This is a genomic window from Thermocrinis jamiesonii (assembly GCF_000702425.1).
Lineage (GTDB): Bacteria > Aquificota > Aquificia > Aquificales > Aquificaceae > Thermocrinis > Thermocrinis jamiesonii.
Genome location: NZ_JNIE01000002.1, coordinates 422462 through 439766 on the forward strand (window position 1 = coordinate 422462; position 17305 = coordinate 439766).

Annotated in this window: 15 protein-coding genes; 3 read left to right on the plus strand and 12 right to left on the minus strand. The window is 41.2% G+C overall.

Annotation, left to right across the window (positions count from 1 at the left end):
• Positions 1 to 4 precede the first annotated feature (4 nt).
• Positions 5 to 382, plus strand: a complete 378-nt coding sequence (gene queF / locus K217_RS0102355; RefSeq protein WP_029551528.1) for a preQ(1) synthase — start codon at positions 5 to 7, stop codon at positions 380 to 382.
• On the opposite strand, the gene K217_RS0102360 is transcribed toward queF, so the two are convergent.
• The 3 genes from K217_RS0102360 to K217_RS0102370 are packed head-to-tail and all read right to left on the minus strand — an operon-like array spanning position 360 to position 4237.
• Positions 360 to 2288, minus strand: a complete 1929-nt coding sequence (locus tag K217_RS0102360; protein ID WP_029551529.1) for a transglutaminase TgpA family protein — start codon at positions 2286 to 2288, stop codon at positions 360 to 362. The two genes, queF and K217_RS0102360, sit on opposite strands and share 23 nt — an antisense overlap.
• Entirely contained in the window at positions 2257 to 3378 is a 1122-nt protein-coding gene (locus K217_RS0102365; protein ID WP_029551530.1) for an HD domain-containing protein, read from the minus strand. Before K217_RS0102365 ends, K217_RS0102360 begins: the two co-directional genes overlap by 32 nt.
• Positions 3371 to 4237: a hypothetical protein gene (locus K217_RS0102370; RefSeq protein WP_155991100.1), complete on the minus strand. Its 867-nt coding sequence runs from the start codon at positions 4235 to 4237 to the stop codon at positions 3371 to 3373. The genes K217_RS0102365 and K217_RS0102370 overlap by 8 nt, the downstream gene beginning before the upstream one ends.
• A gap of 138 nt (positions 4238 to 4375) precedes the next feature.
• Here K217_RS0102370 and K217_RS0102375 point away from each other — a divergent pair, with 138 nt between their 5' ends.
• Together K217_RS0102375 and hemL are read left to right on the plus strand one after the other, a co-directional pair.
• Positions 4376 to 5083, plus strand: coding sequence for a YqiA/YcfP family alpha/beta fold hydrolase (locus K217_RS0102375; protein ID WP_029551532.1), 708 nt, complete (start codon positions 4376 to 4378; stop codon positions 5081 to 5083).
• Positions 5061 to 6335, plus strand: a complete 1275-nt coding sequence (hemL, locus tag K217_RS0102380; RefSeq protein WP_029551533.1) for a glutamate-1-semialdehyde 2,1-aminomutase — start codon at positions 5061 to 5063, stop codon at positions 6333 to 6335. Before K217_RS0102375 ends, hemL begins: the two co-directional genes overlap by 23 nt.
• On the opposite strand, the gene K217_RS0102385 is transcribed toward hemL, so the two are convergent.
• From K217_RS0102385 to K217_RS0102425, 9 genes are all read right to left on the minus strand, one after another.
• Positions 6327 to 7955 carry a transglycosylase SLT domain-containing protein gene (locus tag K217_RS0102385; protein WP_052178041.1) on the minus strand — a complete coding sequence of 543 codons (1629 nt, stop codon included), beginning with the start codon at positions 7953 to 7955 and terminating at the stop codon, positions 6327 to 6329. The genes hemL and K217_RS0102385 overlap by 9 nt on opposite strands.
• Positions 7956 to 7963: 8 nt before the next feature.
• Entirely contained in the window at positions 7964 to 8368 is a 405-nt protein-coding gene (locus K217_RS0102390) for a hypothetical protein (RefSeq protein ID WP_029551535.1), read from the minus strand.
• Entirely contained in the window at positions 8365 to 8586 is a 222-nt protein-coding gene (gene rpoZ, locus K217_RS0102395) for a DNA-directed RNA polymerase subunit omega (protein ID WP_029551536.1), read from the minus strand. The genes K217_RS0102390 and rpoZ overlap by 4 nt, the downstream gene beginning before the upstream one ends.
• Positions 8587 to 8590: 4 nt before the next feature.
• Positions 8591 to 9169: a guanylate kinase gene (gene gmk / locus K217_RS0102400; protein WP_231476976.1), complete on the minus strand. Its 579-nt coding sequence runs from the start codon at positions 9167 to 9169 to the stop codon at positions 8591 to 8593.
• 199 nt (positions 9170 to 9368) lie between these two features.
• Positions 9369 to 11960, minus strand: a complete 2592-nt coding sequence (gene alaS / locus K217_RS0102405) for an alanine--tRNA ligase (protein ID WP_029551538.1) — start codon at positions 11958 to 11960, stop codon at positions 9369 to 9371.
• Positions 11961 to 12064: 104 nt separating this feature from the next.
• Entirely contained in the window at positions 12065 to 13189 is a 1125-nt protein-coding gene (locus K217_RS0102410) for a KamA family radical SAM protein (protein ID WP_029551539.1), read from the minus strand.
• 24 nt (positions 13190 to 13213) lie between these two features.
• A complete protein-coding gene (locus K217_RS0102415) occupies positions 13214 to 15067 on the minus strand; it encodes a putative nucleotidyltransferase substrate binding domain-containing protein (protein WP_029551540.1) in 1854 nt (617 codons plus the stop codon).
• 6 nt (positions 15068 to 15073) lie between these two features.
• Positions 15074 to 15307, minus strand: a complete 234-nt coding sequence (locus K217_RS07885; protein ID WP_029551541.1) for a YggT family protein — start codon at positions 15305 to 15307, stop codon at positions 15074 to 15076.
• Entirely contained in the window at positions 15304 to 17304 is a 2001-nt protein-coding gene (locus K217_RS0102425) for a sodium:solute symporter family protein (RefSeq protein ID WP_029551542.1), read from the minus strand. The genes K217_RS07885 and K217_RS0102425 overlap by 4 nt, the downstream gene beginning before the upstream one ends.
• Position 17305 lies beyond the last annotated feature (1 nt).

Genomic DNA, 17305 nt, shown 5'->3' on the forward strand with positions numbered 1-17305 from the left:
TTTTATGGAAAAAAAGTATGGAGAAATAGCCATAGAACAAGCTGAGTTGGAAACGTGGGAAAACCCCTCAAAGGAGAGGGACTATCTTATAGAGATAACCTTTCCTGAGTTTTCCTGTCTGTGTCCAAGGTCTGGCTATCCAGATTATGCTACCATAAAAATCAGATACATACCCGATCAATACATAATAGAGCTAAGATCCTTAAAGCTTTGGCTAAACAAGTTCAGAAACAGATACATATCCCACGAGCAGGCTACAAACGAAATATACCAAGCTTTAGAAGAAAAACTAAAACCTAAGTTCTTGGAGGTTATCGGGGACTTCAATCCAAGGGGAAATGTGCATACTGTAATCAAGGTTAGGAGTGATCAGCGTTACTGAGTTTATTCTTTATCTCCTTTAAAGCCCTGTAGCCCCTTTCTACTTCATCGGGATAAACCCTATAATTAGAATACTTGTGCCTTTGGTAAAGTCTAACTATGTATTCTACGTAATGGTAAAAGTCCCTTCCTTTGAACTTTTCCAGCAGTCTTTCTGGCTCTTCCTTCGACTCTAAGACTTGCACAAGCCTTTTATACAGGTTATCCGGCGTCTTTCTAAGCTCTGTATAGTACAAGAAAACCAAGTAAAAGAATGTGGTCATCAAAAGAACTAAAAGGATATACTTAAATACCACTTTTAGATTTTCCTTCTTTACACTCCACTTAAGCCCCTTTCCAAAGGTTCTAAAAACACTTATCTGCTTTTCTACGGAAAAACCCACTACGTTGGTATACCAAAAAGAAACAATAGCATCCTTTAGCAATGCAAGACTTGATATACGTTTAATTGCTGGAGATTGATAACTTGGGGTAGTGTCTATTCTGACCCATCTGCCATCTATGTATGCTTCTACCCAAACATGTGCCATTGAATTGGTTACAATGTGATAGTTTCCATAGTTGTTCCACATAGCTCCTTTAAAACCTCCCACCACCCTTGAAGGTATGCCCATGATCCTAAGTATAAGGGCGGTGGCGCTTGCGTAATACTCGCAGTTACCCTTCTTAGACACAAAAATAAAGTATTCAAGAGGATCCCCTTCGTAGCTTTCTAACTTTAAGCTATAGCTGTATCCTCCTTCCCTGAAGTGTTTTATCACCCTTTGGACTTTTTCCTCTTCATCCATCACCCCTTTACTTAACTCCATTGCCAGCCTCTTTATGCTTTCTGGCACATCCTCCGGCACTTCAGTATATGCATCGTAAAGAGTTTCATAACTCAAAACAGGTTCAGAAATAGAGGTTGCGGTATACCTTATAGTCCTGTTTATGTTAGTGGATAACCTAAAAGCCCCGCCGGGACGGACAAAAACCTGTCCCTTTATGCCTTCTAAGGATCCTATACTGTAAGGATAATCTAGCATTGGTAAGTGGTCCTCGTAATGTGGCTCCAAAATAATCGTATAACTGATATCTCCCATACCTTTTAGAGGAGAAAAGCTTTCTTTAAGCGTGCTAATCCACCTGTTTCCTTCGTAAGTGTCAAACACCTGCACCCTCCAGTAAGGTTCCTTTATGTCCTGCGACAGACCAAAAACCCTAAAGGCTACTGTGTTGTCCTGTTGTATCTCACCTACCTTTCCAAGAGATACCTCGCTTGCTATACCAGTCTTTAGCCCATCACTTCTGCCGAAGACATCGAAGAGAGGAAAATGGCTCCTTGGGAGGAAAACAAAGAAGGGAACGGATAGAAACAAAACCGCTACAAAAAGAGATAAAGAAATTACTGAGTAATATTTAAAAACTTCTAAAGGTTGAAAGTTTTTGGGATTTTGCTTGTAGGCATTTATAAACACAAGGGAGGTGATACCCAAAAGGCTAAAGAACGTAAGCATTATCAAAAAGCTGATGGATAGGTTGTAAAGGGTAGCTAAGGAAAGGCATAGCAAGCTAAGGAGCAGGATCTGATACATGTCCCTTGGCTTTTTTTCTTCAAGAAACTTAATCCCAAGGAGCGTAAGAAGCAGATTAGAAAGGGGTTCAACAAGATTGTCAAGGCTAATTTGGAAGGCAAAGTAAAAAGTAAGTGCTATTCCCAAAAGGTTCAAAAGTATGCGCTTTATAGGATAAGAGTTTTTGTAATCCATAATGGCACCAAGGAGAATGAAGAGGATACACAGGGAAAGATAAAGAGTGTCCGCTATTTCCGCTAAGGAAAACACGCCTACACCTGTGGAAAGGTATATCCAAATTAGAGTGGCACCCTTTGGACTTTCAAGAAGCTTTTTTAAGATACTGTAATGCATGGCTTTTTAACCGGGGCTCTACGTATATTCTGTATATCCTTATTTTTTGCAAGTTTTTCATAAGCGGGGATACTTCTTTTAGCCCTTTCAAAACACCATCGTAGTTAAGGTAAAACTCTTCGTCCATCACGTTCTTTTCTGCTTCATCAAATCTTAGCTCCCTTTCGTCCAACTTCTCTTTCAGGAATTCTTTAACTTGCCTGTATTCATCCCAATTATTCGTGCTAAAAACCTCCCTAAAGTGTTCCCTTAAAAAGAGCCTTCTTACCAAAGGGTTATTCTTTTCCTTCAAAGCCAATCCTATTAGGTCCGCATCCGTTAGCTGATGAAACTTTTCTTTGGAAAAAAGCCCCTTTTCCATGTAATCCTTTATAAGCTCCAGCAAATGTATGCTTAGAATGCGAACAACCTTATGAAAATAAACCTGCGTATACATGAAAAATCTCCCTAAGAAAAAACTCTCCAAAGCTCTTATGGCGCTTTTATTTACGCATTCTTTACCATTTATTCTTTCCAAATGACCAAGTATTCTACCGTAATCAAAAAAACCGTAAGAGGTACCACAAAAATAAGCATCCCTTCTGAGATAATCCATCCTATCCGCTCCTAACTCTCCTGTTATAATGTGGGATAGGACCCTTTCTTCTTCGTCCTTTGGTTCCTTAAATGCAAGCCTAACGAGAAGTTCTATATCTTCCTGAGAAAAACCAACTTTTTTCAATCTTTCGTTTAGCTCACCCGACAGTACAAGCTCCTTTCCTACTTTTTCATGGCTTTTATCCCCCAGAAGTACTTCTGTAGTATGGGAAAAGGGTGGATGGCCCACATCGTGCAACAAACCAGCCAATCTTATAACTTTCATAAGTTTTTTATCCTTATAACCAAGTCCCACGTATATGCTCTCCGCTAAATTCATCACACCCAAGGAATGCTCAAACCTTGTGTGCTGTGCGGAAGGGAAAACCATGTATGTAACACCCAGTTGTTTTACATACCTCAACCTTTGAAAAGTAAAGGTATCCAGAATTTCTAACTCATCAGGATAGACCCTTATGAATTGATGGATTGGGTCCGATATTTCTTTAAACATTCACGCACTCTTCTTCAGGTTTGGATCTTACATTCTTTACGTGAATGTTCCAGGGTCTTTCATACACAAAACGTCTGTATATTCTCAAAAAACTTTCTTTTAAACGTTGCCAAAAACTACTCTTCTTTGATGGTTTTATAAAATCCACCTTTATCTTCTCCACCTTTTTTCCCTTCTGCGCCCTTTTCCAGTTGTTCTCAACATCCTTTTTAAGCTTTCCTACGTTAATGCCATAGTATATATCCGGTAGTTTTTTTAACAATTCCATAGCTTTCAACCAATGAAGAAGGTTTTTTTCGCTCTTAGCAGTTAGGCCTTTGATGATCTCCTCAAGCGCTTCAAAAAACACAGCTTCCTTTCTGAATCTTTCTTTTTGAATTTCAGCATAATCCATGTACTCTTCGTATAGTTCTTCATTAAAAATATAAACACCTAAGTTAATAGCATCTTGCACGTTCCAAAGCTTACCGTATTCCAATTTATGGACTATTCCCCAGTATTTAACAAGCTTGTTGGAAATCAGATAAAAATCTTCTGCGTAAGCAGGATCTAAGCTTATAAACAAAAGGGAGTCCTCTTGGATCTTGTATATATCCTTTCCAGAATAAACCGAACCGTATATGTCTGTTATTTTCAGCAGGTTCAACTCCACAAGCACATCCTTCCACTGATGCCTGTTGGACCTAAAACTTCTGTAAGCGCACCTTAGGAATTCATCCAGACTAACGGAAAAACTTCCTTCCTTTTTAACTAATTGCACATAGCATAGTAAATACAAAAGAAGTTCCCTTTTGTTTTGATCTTCCAATACCTCCAAAAACAAGCTCTGTAATCGGTTCCTTTCCTTAAGCTTTAGCACAGCACCGTGTCCAATTGTTCATCCGTAGTCTCTCAAACCAAAGAGAGACTAACCTTCTTGCCTGCCCCTGACAAAGGCAAGGCAAGGGCAACCCTTGTGTTAAATTATAATATGAGTAGCTCAATTGGGAAAGGACCAATGTTTATTTACGAAAAAATAAACGAAGAGGTACTGCTTATTCACCTTCACGGTTTTGCTTCCAATGTTGGAAGTTCAAAGGTTTTAGCCATAAGGGATGTGTCTTTAAGCACTGGCAAATTCTCCTTCTTTGCTATGGACATGGACTATCAGAGCACTACCACCAGCAAAGTTTTGGAAGTGTTGGATGCTTTAGTTAAAGGTTTTTGCAAAAAATTTAGAAAACTTATACTTTCGGGAAGTTCCCACGGTGGATACGTGAGCCTAAATTATCTGAGATTCTACAGCCCAGAGTGCATAGATAGAGTTTTTCTATTTGCTCCCTCTTACAGTTCTTTGAGACTAACTTTGGAGGAAGTTGGGTATAAGGGTGTGGAAAGCTGGCTAAAGGGAGAAAGCGAATTAACCTTTAAGGAGTGTAATACGGGGCTTGAGATAACCATTCACAAAGACTTTGCGGTGGATATACTGCAAAAGGGATATGAAATATTAGAAGAAGACAGGATAAACTTTCCAGAAACTCCGCCAGTGGATATCTACATTGCCCATGGAACAAAGGACGAAGTAGTTCCAGTAGAACACTCAAGGAAGTTTGTAAGTAAAGTGAAGGTTTCGGCCTACAAAGAAGTGGAGGACGATCATAGATTAACAAATACCTTTAGATCCCTTTTGGAGGAGTTCTGCGATGACAAACAGGGATCTTTTTGAAAAGGCAAAAGAGCTGATGCCCGGAGGTGTAAGTTCTCCAGTTAGAGCTTTTAAAGCGGTTGGTGGAGAGCCCATAATAGTGAGCCATGCTCAAGGCTGTAGGTTATGGGACGTGGAAGGTAAAGAATACATAGACTTTTTGATGTCTTGGGGACCGCTGATTTTAGGACACTCTCACCCAAGGGTAGTAAAAGCACTTGAGGAACAACTTAGGAAGGGTCTTTCCTACGGGCTTACCAACGCCCACGAGATAACCTTAGCACAGATGATAGTATCCGCCATGCCTTCGGTAGAGATGGTAAGGTTTGTCTCTTCTGGCACAGAAGCCACCATGTCCGCCATAAGGTTAGCCAGAGGTTATACAGGAAGAAAATACGTGGTTAAGTTTGAAGGTTGCTATCATGGACACTACGATGGGCTTTTAGTTAGCGCAGGTTCCGGTGTGGCAACCTTAGGAATTCCGGGAACACCGGGAGTGCCAGAAGAAATAGCCAACCTTACCATTGTTTTGCCATACAACGATGTGCAAGCCTTAGAAGAAACCTTTAAAAAGTATGGAGAAAGTATAGCCTGTGTGATAGTAGAACCCATAGCGGGCAATATGGGCACTGTTTTGCCAAAGGATGGCTTTCTTCAAGCCTTAAGGAAGCTAACTAAAGAATACTCAGCTTTGCTAATATTTGACGAAGTTATAACCAACTTCAGGGTTTCAAAGGGCGGAGCTCAGGAAATGTATTCTGTAGATCCAGACCTTACTTGTATGGGGAAAGTAATAGGCGGTGGCATGCCACTTGGCGCTTACGGTGGAAAGAAAGAGATAATGAAAAAAGTTGCCCCTGAGGGACCGATCTACCAAGCTGGCACCCTTTCTGGAAATCCTATGGCTATGATCTCTGGCATCGCTACCCTTTCTGAACTCTTTGAAACAAACCCCTACCCTTACTTAGAACAGATTAGCCAGCAGTTGTGCGATGGAATAAGTCAGATCCTTTCAGACAAGGGAATAACCCATAGGATAAACAGGGTGGGTTCAATGTTTACTGTGTTCTTCACAGAAAAAGAAGTCTTTGATTATTCTACAGCAAAAACTTCAAACCTTGAGCTTTTTGGCAAGTTCTTCAGAGCCCTGTTGAAAGAAGGAGTGCTTATACCACCCTCTCAGTTTGAAGCTTGGTTTTTGAGCACAGCCCACACCAAAGAAGACATAGACGAAGCACTAAACAGAATTGACAGGGCGGTTAGATCAATCTAAGGCTTGGTAGATATAGTAGTTATTTAACACCTGCTTTACGTAATTCCTAGTTTCTGCTATGGGAATAGTTTCTATGAATACGTAGGGATCTTTATGCTGAATAAAACTTTTTACTCTGTTTGGTCCTGCATTGTAGCTGGCTATAGCCCTTATAAGATCCCCGTTCCAAAGTTCAAGCATTTCCCGCAAATAGGCTGTGCCCATCAGTATGTTTTCCCTTGGACTGAACACCTGGTTGGGTATTCTATACTTTGAAGAGACTTCCCTTGCGGTAAAGTCCATTAACTGCATGAGACCTTTTGCACTGCTTGGAGAGACCGCTTCTGGGTCAAAGAGACTTTCCTGTCGCATCACAGCCCATATAAGGTTTTTATCAACATTGAACCTTTGGGAGGCTTCTTCAACGAATTCTGCGTATGGCTTTGGATAAGCGACCAAGTTGTATATTTCAGAGTTTATGCCAAACTTTCTGACAGCTAACCTGATGGCTAAAAAATTGTCAAACTTTTGAATGATCAGAATATCCGATGAGGTTATTTTGTTTATGTTTTTAAAAGCCTCTAAGCGAGCATAGTATGGAAAGCCTGCTTGAAATATACTCCTTATAGTTCTTGCTGTTGATGTATCTTCTGCATCTACCAAAAAGACCTTCATAAACTTACTTACCACAGGCTCTCCTAATAGGACCTTTGACGCAATGGAGTAAAAGCCAAAACCCTTGGATGCTTGCAGAAGATGATAGCTTGCCCTTGAAAAATCTTTTAGCTCTTTGTGACTTTTGTAAAGCCAAAAATGGCTTTCCGAAATTTCTATTTGGTTTGATGCAAATCTTAGAGCTTTCTGAAAAGCATCTAAAGCCTTTTTGTAATCACCAAGTATATAGTGAGTTAAACCCAATTGAAAAAACTTTTGGTATGAGTCCTCCATCATAACAAACCATCGTAGAGCTTCTTGAAAGTTTCCTGCGTAGAGGGACACTCTACCTGCGTAAAAGAGGGCTTGATTGTATGCTGGTTTTCCCTTCAAAAGTTCCAAAGCTTTTATAAACTGGTCCTTAGAAAGATTAAAAGCAATCCTTGCCCGGATTAAGAGAGCGTCCTCTGTGTTGCAATCCTTTAGCACTAAAAAAGCTTCTTTTTGCATCTCCAACCTTTCGTAGGCTCTGCCCAACAGATGGCAGGCTTGTGGTATATCAGATAAAACAGACACTGCGTGTCTGTATTGTCTTCTCTTTATCAACTCCTCACCTACCTTGATCCTTTCCTCCTCCGTAAGATCCACCTCCCTTAGATAATCCGTAAAAAGGTGTGGGAGGTTTATCAACGCTGTTTTTTTGTCAAGATTTAGCTCTCTCCAAAGCTTTGCGTATCTGCTTAGATAATCTGGTTTTAAAGCCCTCGGATTTATGCTTTTTATCAACTCCGCAGACCTTTCCCTTTTTCCCACCTGATAGTATTTTTCCGCCATCAAAAGTTTCAGGTCCTCTATGAACACTGCGTTAGGATAGTCTTTTAAAATCTGCTCTCCTGCATGTATGTCATCCTGACTTTTGAACCTGATCAATAGGGCATACTCTTCAGGTAGTTGGGCAAAAGAAGAATTAACAAGGAGAAACAACAATACGAAAATTAGGCGATCCACGAAATGATGATGTAAATGAGGATAGATATTAAAAAGTTTATTGCGACTAAGCTTGGGATGGCAGATAGTTTATTTTTTCTGTATAGGAAAAAGTAGATGTAGGCAAAGTTTAAGACCATTATGGCAAAGAGGAATAGTTTTAGGTGAAATAAAAAGTTTGTGGAAAAATCCTTCCTGTAGCCGTGCCAAAGAGCCATACCTGTCAGAAAAATGACAAGTATGGACAACCACACCGCCAAGAAGAACCTACCGTAAACACCCTTTATAAAGCCAAGCCTATGATTGTCAGGTATATCACTTAAGGAAGGTCTAAGAAAGAGTAAGGTATAGGCCATTCCGCCAACCCAAAGGGTAACAAAGAAAAGGTGCAGAAAAAGCAGGCTTTTTATCATAGCTCTACGTTTAGCTTTTTAACCTTGACCTTTCCTTCTGCCAATTCTTCTATGGCATAAAAGGTTTTCTTAATTAACTCCTTCTTCACTTTGTCCCTAACGAATATATCCTCTCCCTCTTGCAAAAGCTGTTCCACACGCTTGACAGCAGCATGCACCAATTCATACCTACTACTCACTTGCTTTAAAGCCTTTTCTATGTTAGGTCTTTTGCTCATAGCTTTACCTCCAATGGCACTCTTGCCTAAGATAGGTTATAATTTTATCATCGCTTACGCGTTTTTCCAAGTCCCTAAAAAAGTTTTTGGTCGTATGTCTGGCTGAAAGTATTATATTCTTAAGCGCTTGCAATGTTTCATCCAGAAACTCATTAACCACTATGTAATCAAAATATTTGGCACAAGAAATTTCCCACTGGGCAGTTTTTATACGTTCTTCCAGATTTTCGTCCCTAAAGCCCCTCGTTAAAAGCCTTCTATTTAGCTCCTCCATAGACGGCGGAAGAAGAAAAATAAGTATGCTCTCTGGATAGTTCTTCTTTACAGTCTTTGCTCCCTGCACGTCTATAACCAGTATGGAGTCAAATCCCTCTTCTTCGTTCTTTAAAACTTGATCCTTTGGTGTTCCGTAGTAGTTTCCATAGACCTTTGCGTATTCCAAAAATTTTCCTTCCCTTATACCTCTTTCAAACTCCTCCACGCTGAGAAATATATAATCCACTCCTTCTACCTCTCCTTCCCTCTTTTGCCTGGTGGTAGCAGTTACCACTCGCCTTACTCTTTCAACCTCTTTTAGGATCATATTTACAACCGTTGTTTTTCCAGTTCCAGAAGGAGCTGAAAACACAAAAAGCATATAGAAATTATAAAACACTGAGGATAAGTAGGCATACTTATGCGACTTAAAAACAACTCTGTTTAGGATTTCTTCTATTGCTTTTGGTGTTTTGAGAAATTTTGAGAAAGAGATACGGTTTAAGCAAAAAATCAAAGAACAGCTATTAGCCCAGCTTTTCCCTCAGAAGTTTTACCGCCTTTTCAAAGTTCTCTGGCTTTGTGCCACCGCCCTGAGCTATGTCTTCCCTTCCGCCACCTCCACCACCAAGTACGGTTCCCACTTCCTTTACAAGCTCCTTTGCAGAAAACTTACCAACCATGTCTTTGGATAGGGCAATGATGGTGGAAACCTTCTCTTCTTTTTTGCTTGCCAAAAAGACCAGAACTCCTTGCTTGTTTTGTCTTAGCTGGTCCGAAAGTTCTCTCAAAAATTCCCCATCCACATCATCCAATAGACCGTAGAAGAAGGTATATGGACCTACTTTTTCCTCTTTTACTCTGTCCCTTGCCTGCATCCTTGCCAATTCGGACTTTAACCTCTGAATTTCTCTTTCCAAGTCCTTTATCTTCTCCTTCATTCTCTCTACTGCATCTCCCACGTCTTCTTTTGCTACACCTAAACTCATAGCAATCTGTCCAAGCATTTGAGAATCTCTGAAGGACTCTTCCACAGCCCATCTGCCAGTTTTTGCCAGAATACGCCTCAAACCAGCGCCTATGGAAGACTCCGAAACTATCTTGAAGTATCCTATTTCTCCGGTTCTTGAAACGTGAGTTCCACCGCACAGCTCTTTGGAAAAGTCTCCCACGCTCAGCACCCTAACCCTATCACCGTATTTTTCTTCAAAAATAGCTATAGCACCTTCTTTTATAGCTTCTCTGTAGTCCTTCTCTTCCGTTATCACAGGCTCGTCCTTTCTTATCTGCTCATTAACCAACTCTTCTATCTTTTTTATCTCTTCTAAAGTAAGTGGTTGAAAGTGAGTAAAGTCAAAGCGCAAATACTTGTCTGCTACCAAAGAACCTGCCTGTCTGACATGATCTCCCAAAACCAACCTAAGGGCTGAGTGCAATAGATGGGTTGCGGTATGATTTCTCTTTATATCCTCCCTTCTTTCACTTTCTACAATTGCAAGCACCGAATCTCCTACTGCCAATCGCCCCTTTACCAACTTACCTATATGACTTATCACACCCTCCACAGGAGATTGGGTATCTTCCACCACAAAAACACCTTCTGCACTCTCTATGGTCCCCGTATCCCCTATCTGCCCTCCTCTTTCCGCATAAAAAGGTGTGATGTCTATAAATATCTCTCCACTCTCCCCTTCCCTTAGTTCAGATACAAGCTCTCCATCCTTTAATATAGCTATTACCTTAGACTGACTCGTGGTTGTTTCGTAACCTACAAAAGTTGAAATCTTTCCTATGTTCTTAAGATGTTGGTATATGGGCTTTACCTCTTTGGTTTCTATCTTAAAGCTTTGTCTTGCCCTTTCTCTTTGGACTGCCATCTCTTGTTCAAAGCCTTCCATATCAAGGCTTAGGTTGTTTTCTTTTGCTATTTCCTCCAAAAGGTCCAAAGGAAAGCCGTAAGTGTCGTAGAGTTTAAACACCTCTTCGCCCTTCAAAAAGCTTCTGCCCTCTTCCAAAGCTCTGCTTACAAACTCTTCTACCAAAGGTATGGCGTTTTTGAAGGTGTTTATGAATCTCTCCTCTTCTGCCTTTATTACTCCTTTAACAAAGCTCTTTGTTTGAACAAGCTCAGGATAGGCTGATTTCATAATATCCACTACCACATCCACTCCCTTGTGTAGAAAAGGCTCTACTATGCCCAGCTTGTATCCAAACCTTAAGGCTCTCCTTAGGATCCTCCTTAGGACGTATCCTCTTCCGGTGTTGGACGGAAAAACTCCATCAGATATGGCAAAGGTTAAGGCTCTAAGGTGGTCCGCTATTACCCTTAGGGCTACTGTATGCTCATAATTCTCTCCGTAAGCTTTTCCACTTATCTCCTCTCCAAAGCTTATTATGGGTCTTATAAGGTCTATTTCAAAGTTCGTTTTTGTGTTTTGAAGGATGCTTGCGATCCTCTCAAGACCCATACCCGTGTCTATGCTTGGATTAGGAAGTGGAGTTAAACTACCCTTTTGGTCTCTGTTGTATTGCATAAAAACAAGGTTCCAAACCTCCAAAAACCTTTCTTCTCCTGCCTCTTCCCCTCTATCCACGTATATTTCCGAAGAAGGACCACAAGGTCCTGTATCTCCCATCTGCCAGAAGTTGTCCTCCTCTCCAAGCCTCCAAATCCTATCCGTAGGTAGCCCTACCTCTTCGTTCCATATTCTGTAAGCCTCTTCGTCTTCTCTATACACGCTTACGTATATTCTCTCTTTTGGAATTTTTAGCCACTCGGTCACAAACTCCCAAGCATAGAGTATGGCTTCCCTTTTGAAGTAATCGCCAAAGGAAAAATTGCCAAGCATTTCAAAAAAGGTGTGATGCCTTGAGGTGTATCCCACACTTTCCAAATCGTTGTGTTTTCCAGAAACCCTAAGGCACTTCTGACAGGACACAGCCCTTGAATAAGGTCTTTTTTCCAAGCCAAGGAACACATTTTTGAAGGGAACCATGCCTGCGTTGGTAAAAAGTAAGGTTGGGTCCGACTCTGGTATTAGCGAAGCACTCTTTACCCTCGTGTGTCCCTTACCTTCAAAGAAGCTAAGAAAAAGTTCTCTGATCTCATGCCCACTCATCATTAGTTATTTTAATTTAATCGCTTGGCATACAAAACAGCGAAAACAAGAAGTTTATAGTGATGATCTTTTTATCGGAAAGATATAATGCAAGAATTCTTCTATTAAAACTCGCAAATGTCGTATTCCACCTTCTGTCCATCCCAGCTTAAAAAGGTGTGCTTTGTTCCATCGCTGTCTATCAGGTATCTGGGTAGTAAAGGCACCTTACCTTTCCCACCTGGTAGATCCACTGCATAGGTGGGTATAGCATAGCCAGATATTCTTCCCCTCAGGTATTTCATAATTTCCAAACCCTTCTCCAAGGTTGTTCTAAAGTGGATAACACCCTTAATGGGATCACAGTGAAAAAGATACTGTGGTTTGACCTTTATTTTTATTAGCTTTCTCATAAGCTCAAGCATAATCTCTGGGTTATCATTAACGCCCTTTAGCAGGACCGTCTGATTAAGGACCGGTATGCCCCTTCTTAGAAGATTTTCCACCGCTTCTTGAGCCTCTGGAGTTATTTCCTTTGGATGGTTAAAGTGAGTGCTTATCCAAATGGGAGAATGCTTTTCAAGTATTTTCAGCACATCTTCGTCAAAGAACCTTTGAGGTGCTAACACAGGAAGTCTTGTCCCTATGCGTATAACTTCTATGTGGGGAATTTTCCTGAACTCCGAAAGTATAATGTCAAGCTTTTCAGGGTTTAGCGTCAACGGATCTCCTCCCGAAAGTAAAACTTCTCTGATTTCTGAGTGTTTCTTCACATATTCAACTATGAGTTTTAGCTGTTGCTCACCTATAGCTCTTTCGCCCTGAGAGAATATTCTCTTTCTCATACAGTGTCTGCAATAAACTGCACAAAAGGTGGTAGTTTGCACCAAAACCCTGTCTGGGTATCTGTGGGTAAGTCCTGGAATAGGTCCATCTTCCTTTAGAGCGTCCGGCTCTCCATACCTTTGCACAGACTCATCCACTTCTACCACCCTTGGAATTGCCTGCAGTCTTATAGGATCCATGGGATCTTCTGGATCCATCAACGAAAGGTAGTAGGGCGTTATAGCCATAGGGTATAAGCCTTTTGTTCTCTCTATTCCTTCTATCTCTTCGGGCAAAAGTTTTATGTATTTTTCAAGCTGTTCTTTGGTCCTTATCCTGTTCTGAATTTGCCAGTGATAATCTCTCCAGAGTTTCTCTGGGATATTTGCTTTTATCCAAAGCCTTTGTTCAGGGGTTTTCTCCATCTTTTCCGCTCCTAAAGCTTAAAGTTACTCCAAAAATCTCGTGTGGAAGAGGTCCCTTAGCAGTTCTTGAAAGTTTTCAACGACCCTGAAGGCATCCTTTAACAGTCCCCTTTCCTGTCTTGAGAGTTTTTCTGGGTTTATGTAATTATCCGGCTCTTTTCCGTTCATTATACTTTCTGCCTGGGATCTAAATCGTAGCATATTTAGGAATTTATAAGTTTCCAAAAGGTCCTTCCCAAAGTTCTTTTCTATAATGCCCTTCTCTATCAGCTTTCTTATTCGGTCGTAGGTGTTTCTCTCTTGCACCCCGTTAGCAATACTAATGCACCTGATACCGTGGGTTATGGGAAATATTCCACCTTTTTTTATATCAAGCTCCCCTTTGTGCTCTCCAGTCCTCTCAACCACAAAACCTCTGAGGAAAGTTATGGGTGGTCTGAACTTTAGGCCCTCCCCCACAAGATAACTCATGAAAAGACTTTGCCCCTTTATTTTTCTCTCCACAAATTCTTGAAGGTTATCTGCCAAGGTTTTGTCTCCAAAAACATTTCTGAAATCAAAGAATATGGCAGAATTTAGAACATTCTCCGGTTTTGGTGTATCTATCCACGAGCTTATTTTTTTCTGCCACTCCCTTTCTGAACCTCTCCATTCTGGGTTTGATATCATCACATTACCAGGACATGGAGGAAAGCCTACCTTTAGCAAAACCTTTATGTATTCTTCGGAAAACCTTCTAAAATAGTCCTTAGAATCAAAGTCTATAATGGGAACTTCTTTGTAAATCAGGGCATTATCTTGATCTGTTTTTAGGCTTTGCTCTTGTCTTCCTTCACTTCCAAGGACAAGTAAAGAGAAGGGAACCAACGGCTCTTCTCCGAGGTTTTTCATCGCCAAAAATACTGCCCTTTTCATAAAACGGTCGTTCAGCTCGGATACATATTTACCCACCCTCTCTGGGTCTGCCCCTTCCAAAATCAACTCCACAACCGCCTTTGTTGTCTGCTTGAATAAAAAGGCTAAATCCTCCTCTTCTTTTGCTTTTTCTATTTCTTTAAAAAGAAAAACAAAGTTTCTATTTTCGTATAAAATTATGTCCCTATCCTCTAAAACTCCCACAGGTTTTTGATCGGAAAAAACCACAACTCTCCTTATAGCATGTTTGGACATAAGAGTTAGAACATCTATTAAGTAATCATCCTCTTTCACACCATATACAGGAAAGGATGCTATTTCGGAGGCTAAGGTTTGCTTTGGGTCTTTTCCTTCTGCCAAAAGCCGTTTTATGATATCCCTCTCTGTGATTATGCCGTATCCTTTCGGGAGTTTAACTAAAACCGCCCTGTGATCCTCCTTTGCCATTAAACTGATAACCATATCTAAGCTGGTATTGGCTTCCACCTCAGGTATCTTTTTAGGACTTAGGTCCCTTACTTGGACCCTGGCTAACCTTTCTAAAATGGTGTTCCCTTCCTCTTTTTTTCTTTCAAATCTGCCTGCCAACTTTCTCAGAAAGTATTGGTTAAAGGCTTCGTGCTCTTTGCAGAGTTTCTTAAAAACTTTTTCAGGAAGCAAAAACAAAATGCAGTCGTCGTAAGCTACAGCGGTAGAGTAGGGACCTTTCCCTGTTAGAAGGGAAACAAAACCAAAGCTTTCTCCCTCTTGGAGATAATCCAAAATCTCTGATCCTTTTTTGAGAAGGACTACCCCTTTCCTGACTATGTAAAGGTTACTTAAAGGTGCACTTTCTTCTTGAAATATAACCTCATCCTTCTTGTAATGTAGAACCTGCAGGTTATAAACTACACTTTTAAGCACTTCCGAGGGAAGATAGTTAAAAGGTTCGTGCTCTTTTAAGAACCTCTGTGCGTCAAGCATAACGCATCAAAGAAGCTTTATCACTAAAAATCTAAGCAAAAGTAAAGTGGTTAGCAACAAAATGGTATGACAGCAAGGAAAGACTACTCTGTATGGTTTGTATAGAGGCTCGGTAAATTTATAAAAAAACCTGTAAAAGAAGTTGTTCAAGTCTTGGGTGAAGAATTCAAGAGTGGCCCGCCCGAGGACGAGCCACATAAAGAAGGCAAGGGTGTAGTTCAAAAACTGCTCTAAGGTCATTCTTCGGCACCAGCTTTGACAGCGCCTTTGGGATACCTGATATTATCCACAAATTCCTGAATTTCCTTGGGAGGTGGAGGTGTTAAACGAGAAACTACGAAGGTAACTATAAAGTTAAGCGGCATACCAAAAATACCAGCGGCGATGGTCTTTATACCAAAGAGCTCAAATCCATAGAATCTGCTGGCTATTAGGTAGGCTATGGTGACACCAAGTCCCACAATCATACCAGCCATGGCACCGTATTTGTTAGTTCTTTTGTCCCATATTCCCAACACTAAGGCTGGGAAGAGAGAAGAAGCAGCTAAAGAAAACGCCCAAGCGACCAACTCAACGATTATAGCGAGCCTAAAGGAAGCTACGTAAGCACCGATCAAGGCGACCACCAAAAGCAAAGCCTTTCCGATCTTAACCCTTGTGGAAGGAGAAAGATTTGGGTTAATGATCTTGTAATACAGGTCGTGGGATATGGCGTTGGATATGGTAATCAAAAGCCCGTCTGCGGTAGAGAGCGCTGCAGCAAGACCTCCAGCTGCTACAAAGCCAGCTATAACGTAAGGAAGACCTGCAATTTCAGGTGTAGCAAGGACTACCATGTCGGGATGGATCTTTATCTCTGCAAATTGGATAATGCCATCGCCGTTGAGGTCATTTATGGTGATAAGACCCACCTGTGCCCACTTTTCTACCCAAGAGGGCATCTCAGAGAAGGCTTTTCCTACCAAGTTTAGCATCTCATACCTTCCAAAGGCTGCATAAGCAGGGGCGGTAAGGTAAAGAAGTAATATAAAGAACAAAGCCCATGCCGCAGAGCTTCTGGCTTCTCTAACGGTGGGTGTGGTGTAGAACCTCATTATGACGTGAGGCAATCCTGCGGTTCCCAACATCAACATAAGGGTTAACGCAAGGAAGTTTATCATGCCTTTTGCGTCGGATGGTGGTGCAACGTAGGACTTGGGAGGCTTTGAGGCAGCTTCTGCTTCCTTCATAGCCTTAGTCCATTTTTCCTTTGCCTCCTGTGGAGACTTAGGATATTCTTTCAGCTTTTTCTCAAGTTCTGCCCTACTTGGATCATCCGGAGGCAAAGATGCAAGCTTTGCTTCAAGCTCTTTCTTTCCTTCTTCCCAGCTTTGGGGCAGTGCGGCAATCTTGGCTTTTAGTTCCTCTGCCTTCTTTTTGTGAATTTCTCTAACTTCCTTCTCCTTTGGGTCTTCCCTCAGCTGAGCAAACTTTTGCTCAATTCCCTGCAGGGCAAAGCCATAAGAGATCTGGGATATGGGATTACCGGTGTATTTGAAAGAAAGAACTGTAACCGGAATCAGGTAAGCAATTATCAATACTATATACTGTGCGACCTGCGTCCAAGTGACCGCCCTCATTCCTCCCAAGAAAGAGCAAACGAGTATGCCTATCAAACCCAAGAAAACTCCCACTTCAAAGGGCAGTCCCAAAAGCCTGCTGGCTATGATACCTACGCCTGTTATCTGACCGACTAAGTAAGTAAAAGAAACGATGATGGTAGCTATTATACCTATAAAACGGGGAAATTTCCCTCCATACCTTGCATCCAAAAAGTCAGGAACTGTATATGCCCCAAACTTTCTAAGATAGGGAGCTATTAAAACACCCAACAGAACATATCCACCAGTCCATCCCATGATAAAGGCAAGCCCATTGTAACCTTGCAAAGCCAAAGCACCAGCCATTCCGATGAAGGACGCTGCAGACATCCAGTCCGCCGCAGTAGCCATTCCATTAAAGACCGCTGGAACTCTTCTTCCTGCTACATAATACTCAGCAACTTTTCCAGTCCTTGAAATAATTCCTATAGCTGCATAAACCGCAATGGTTCCAAAGAGAAAGACATAACCTATAAAGGCTGGAGACAATCCAAAGAGCTTTTCTCCTATTCCCAATAGGATAAGAAGAAGTATAAGGCCACCTGTGTAAATAGAATAGACCTTTTTTAATCTGCTTACAAAAGCCTCCTGCGTCATG

Coding starts and splice junctions, on each gene's coding strand:
- K217_RS0102365 (WP_029551530.1), bottom strand. CDS start 3,378: ATGTTTAAAGAAATATCGGACCCAATCCATCAATTCATAAGGGTCTAT.
- K217_RS0102425 (WP_029551542.1), bottom strand. CDS start 17,304: ATGACGCAGGAGGCTTTTGTAAGCAGATTAAAAAAGGTCTATTCTATT.
- gmk (WP_231476976.1), bottom strand. CDS start 9,169: ATGATCCTAAAAGAGGTTGAAAGAGTAAGGCGAGTGGTAACTGCTACC.
- K217_RS0102390 (WP_029551535.1), bottom strand. CDS start 8,368: ATGATAAAAAGCCTGCTTTTTCTGCACCTTTTCTTTGTTACCCTTTGG.
- K217_RS0102360 (WP_029551529.1), bottom strand. CDS start 2,288: ATGCATTACAGTATCTTAAAAAAGCTTCTTGAAAGTCCAAAGGGTGCC.
- alaS (WP_029551538.1), bottom strand. CDS start 11,960: ATGAGTGGGCATGAGATCAGAGAACTTTTTCTTAGCTTCTTTGAAGGT.
- K217_RS07885 (WP_029551541.1), bottom strand. CDS start 15,307: ATGACCTTAGAGCAGTTTTTGAACTACACCCTTGCCTTCTTTATGTGG.
- hemL (WP_029551533.1), top strand. CDS start 5,061: ATGACAAACAGGGATCTTTTTGAAAAGGCAAAAGAGCTGATGCCCGGA.
- K217_RS0102375 (WP_029551532.1), top strand. CDS start 4,376: ATGTTTATTTACGAAAAAATAAACGAAGAGGTACTGCTTATTCACCTT.
- K217_RS0102410 (WP_029551539.1), bottom strand. CDS start 13,189: ATGGAGAAAACCCCTGAACAAAGGCTTTGGATAAAAGCAAATATCCCA.
- K217_RS0102415 (WP_029551540.1), bottom strand. CDS start 15,067: ATGCTTGACGCACAGAGGTTCTTAAAAGAGCACGAACCTTTTAACTAT.
- rpoZ (WP_029551536.1), bottom strand. CDS start 8,586: ATGAGCAAAAGACCTAACATAGAAAAGGCTTTAAAGCAAGTGAGTAGT.
- queF (WP_029551528.1), top strand. CDS start 5: ATGGAAAAAAAGTATGGAGAAATAGCCATAGAACAAGCTGAGTTGGAA.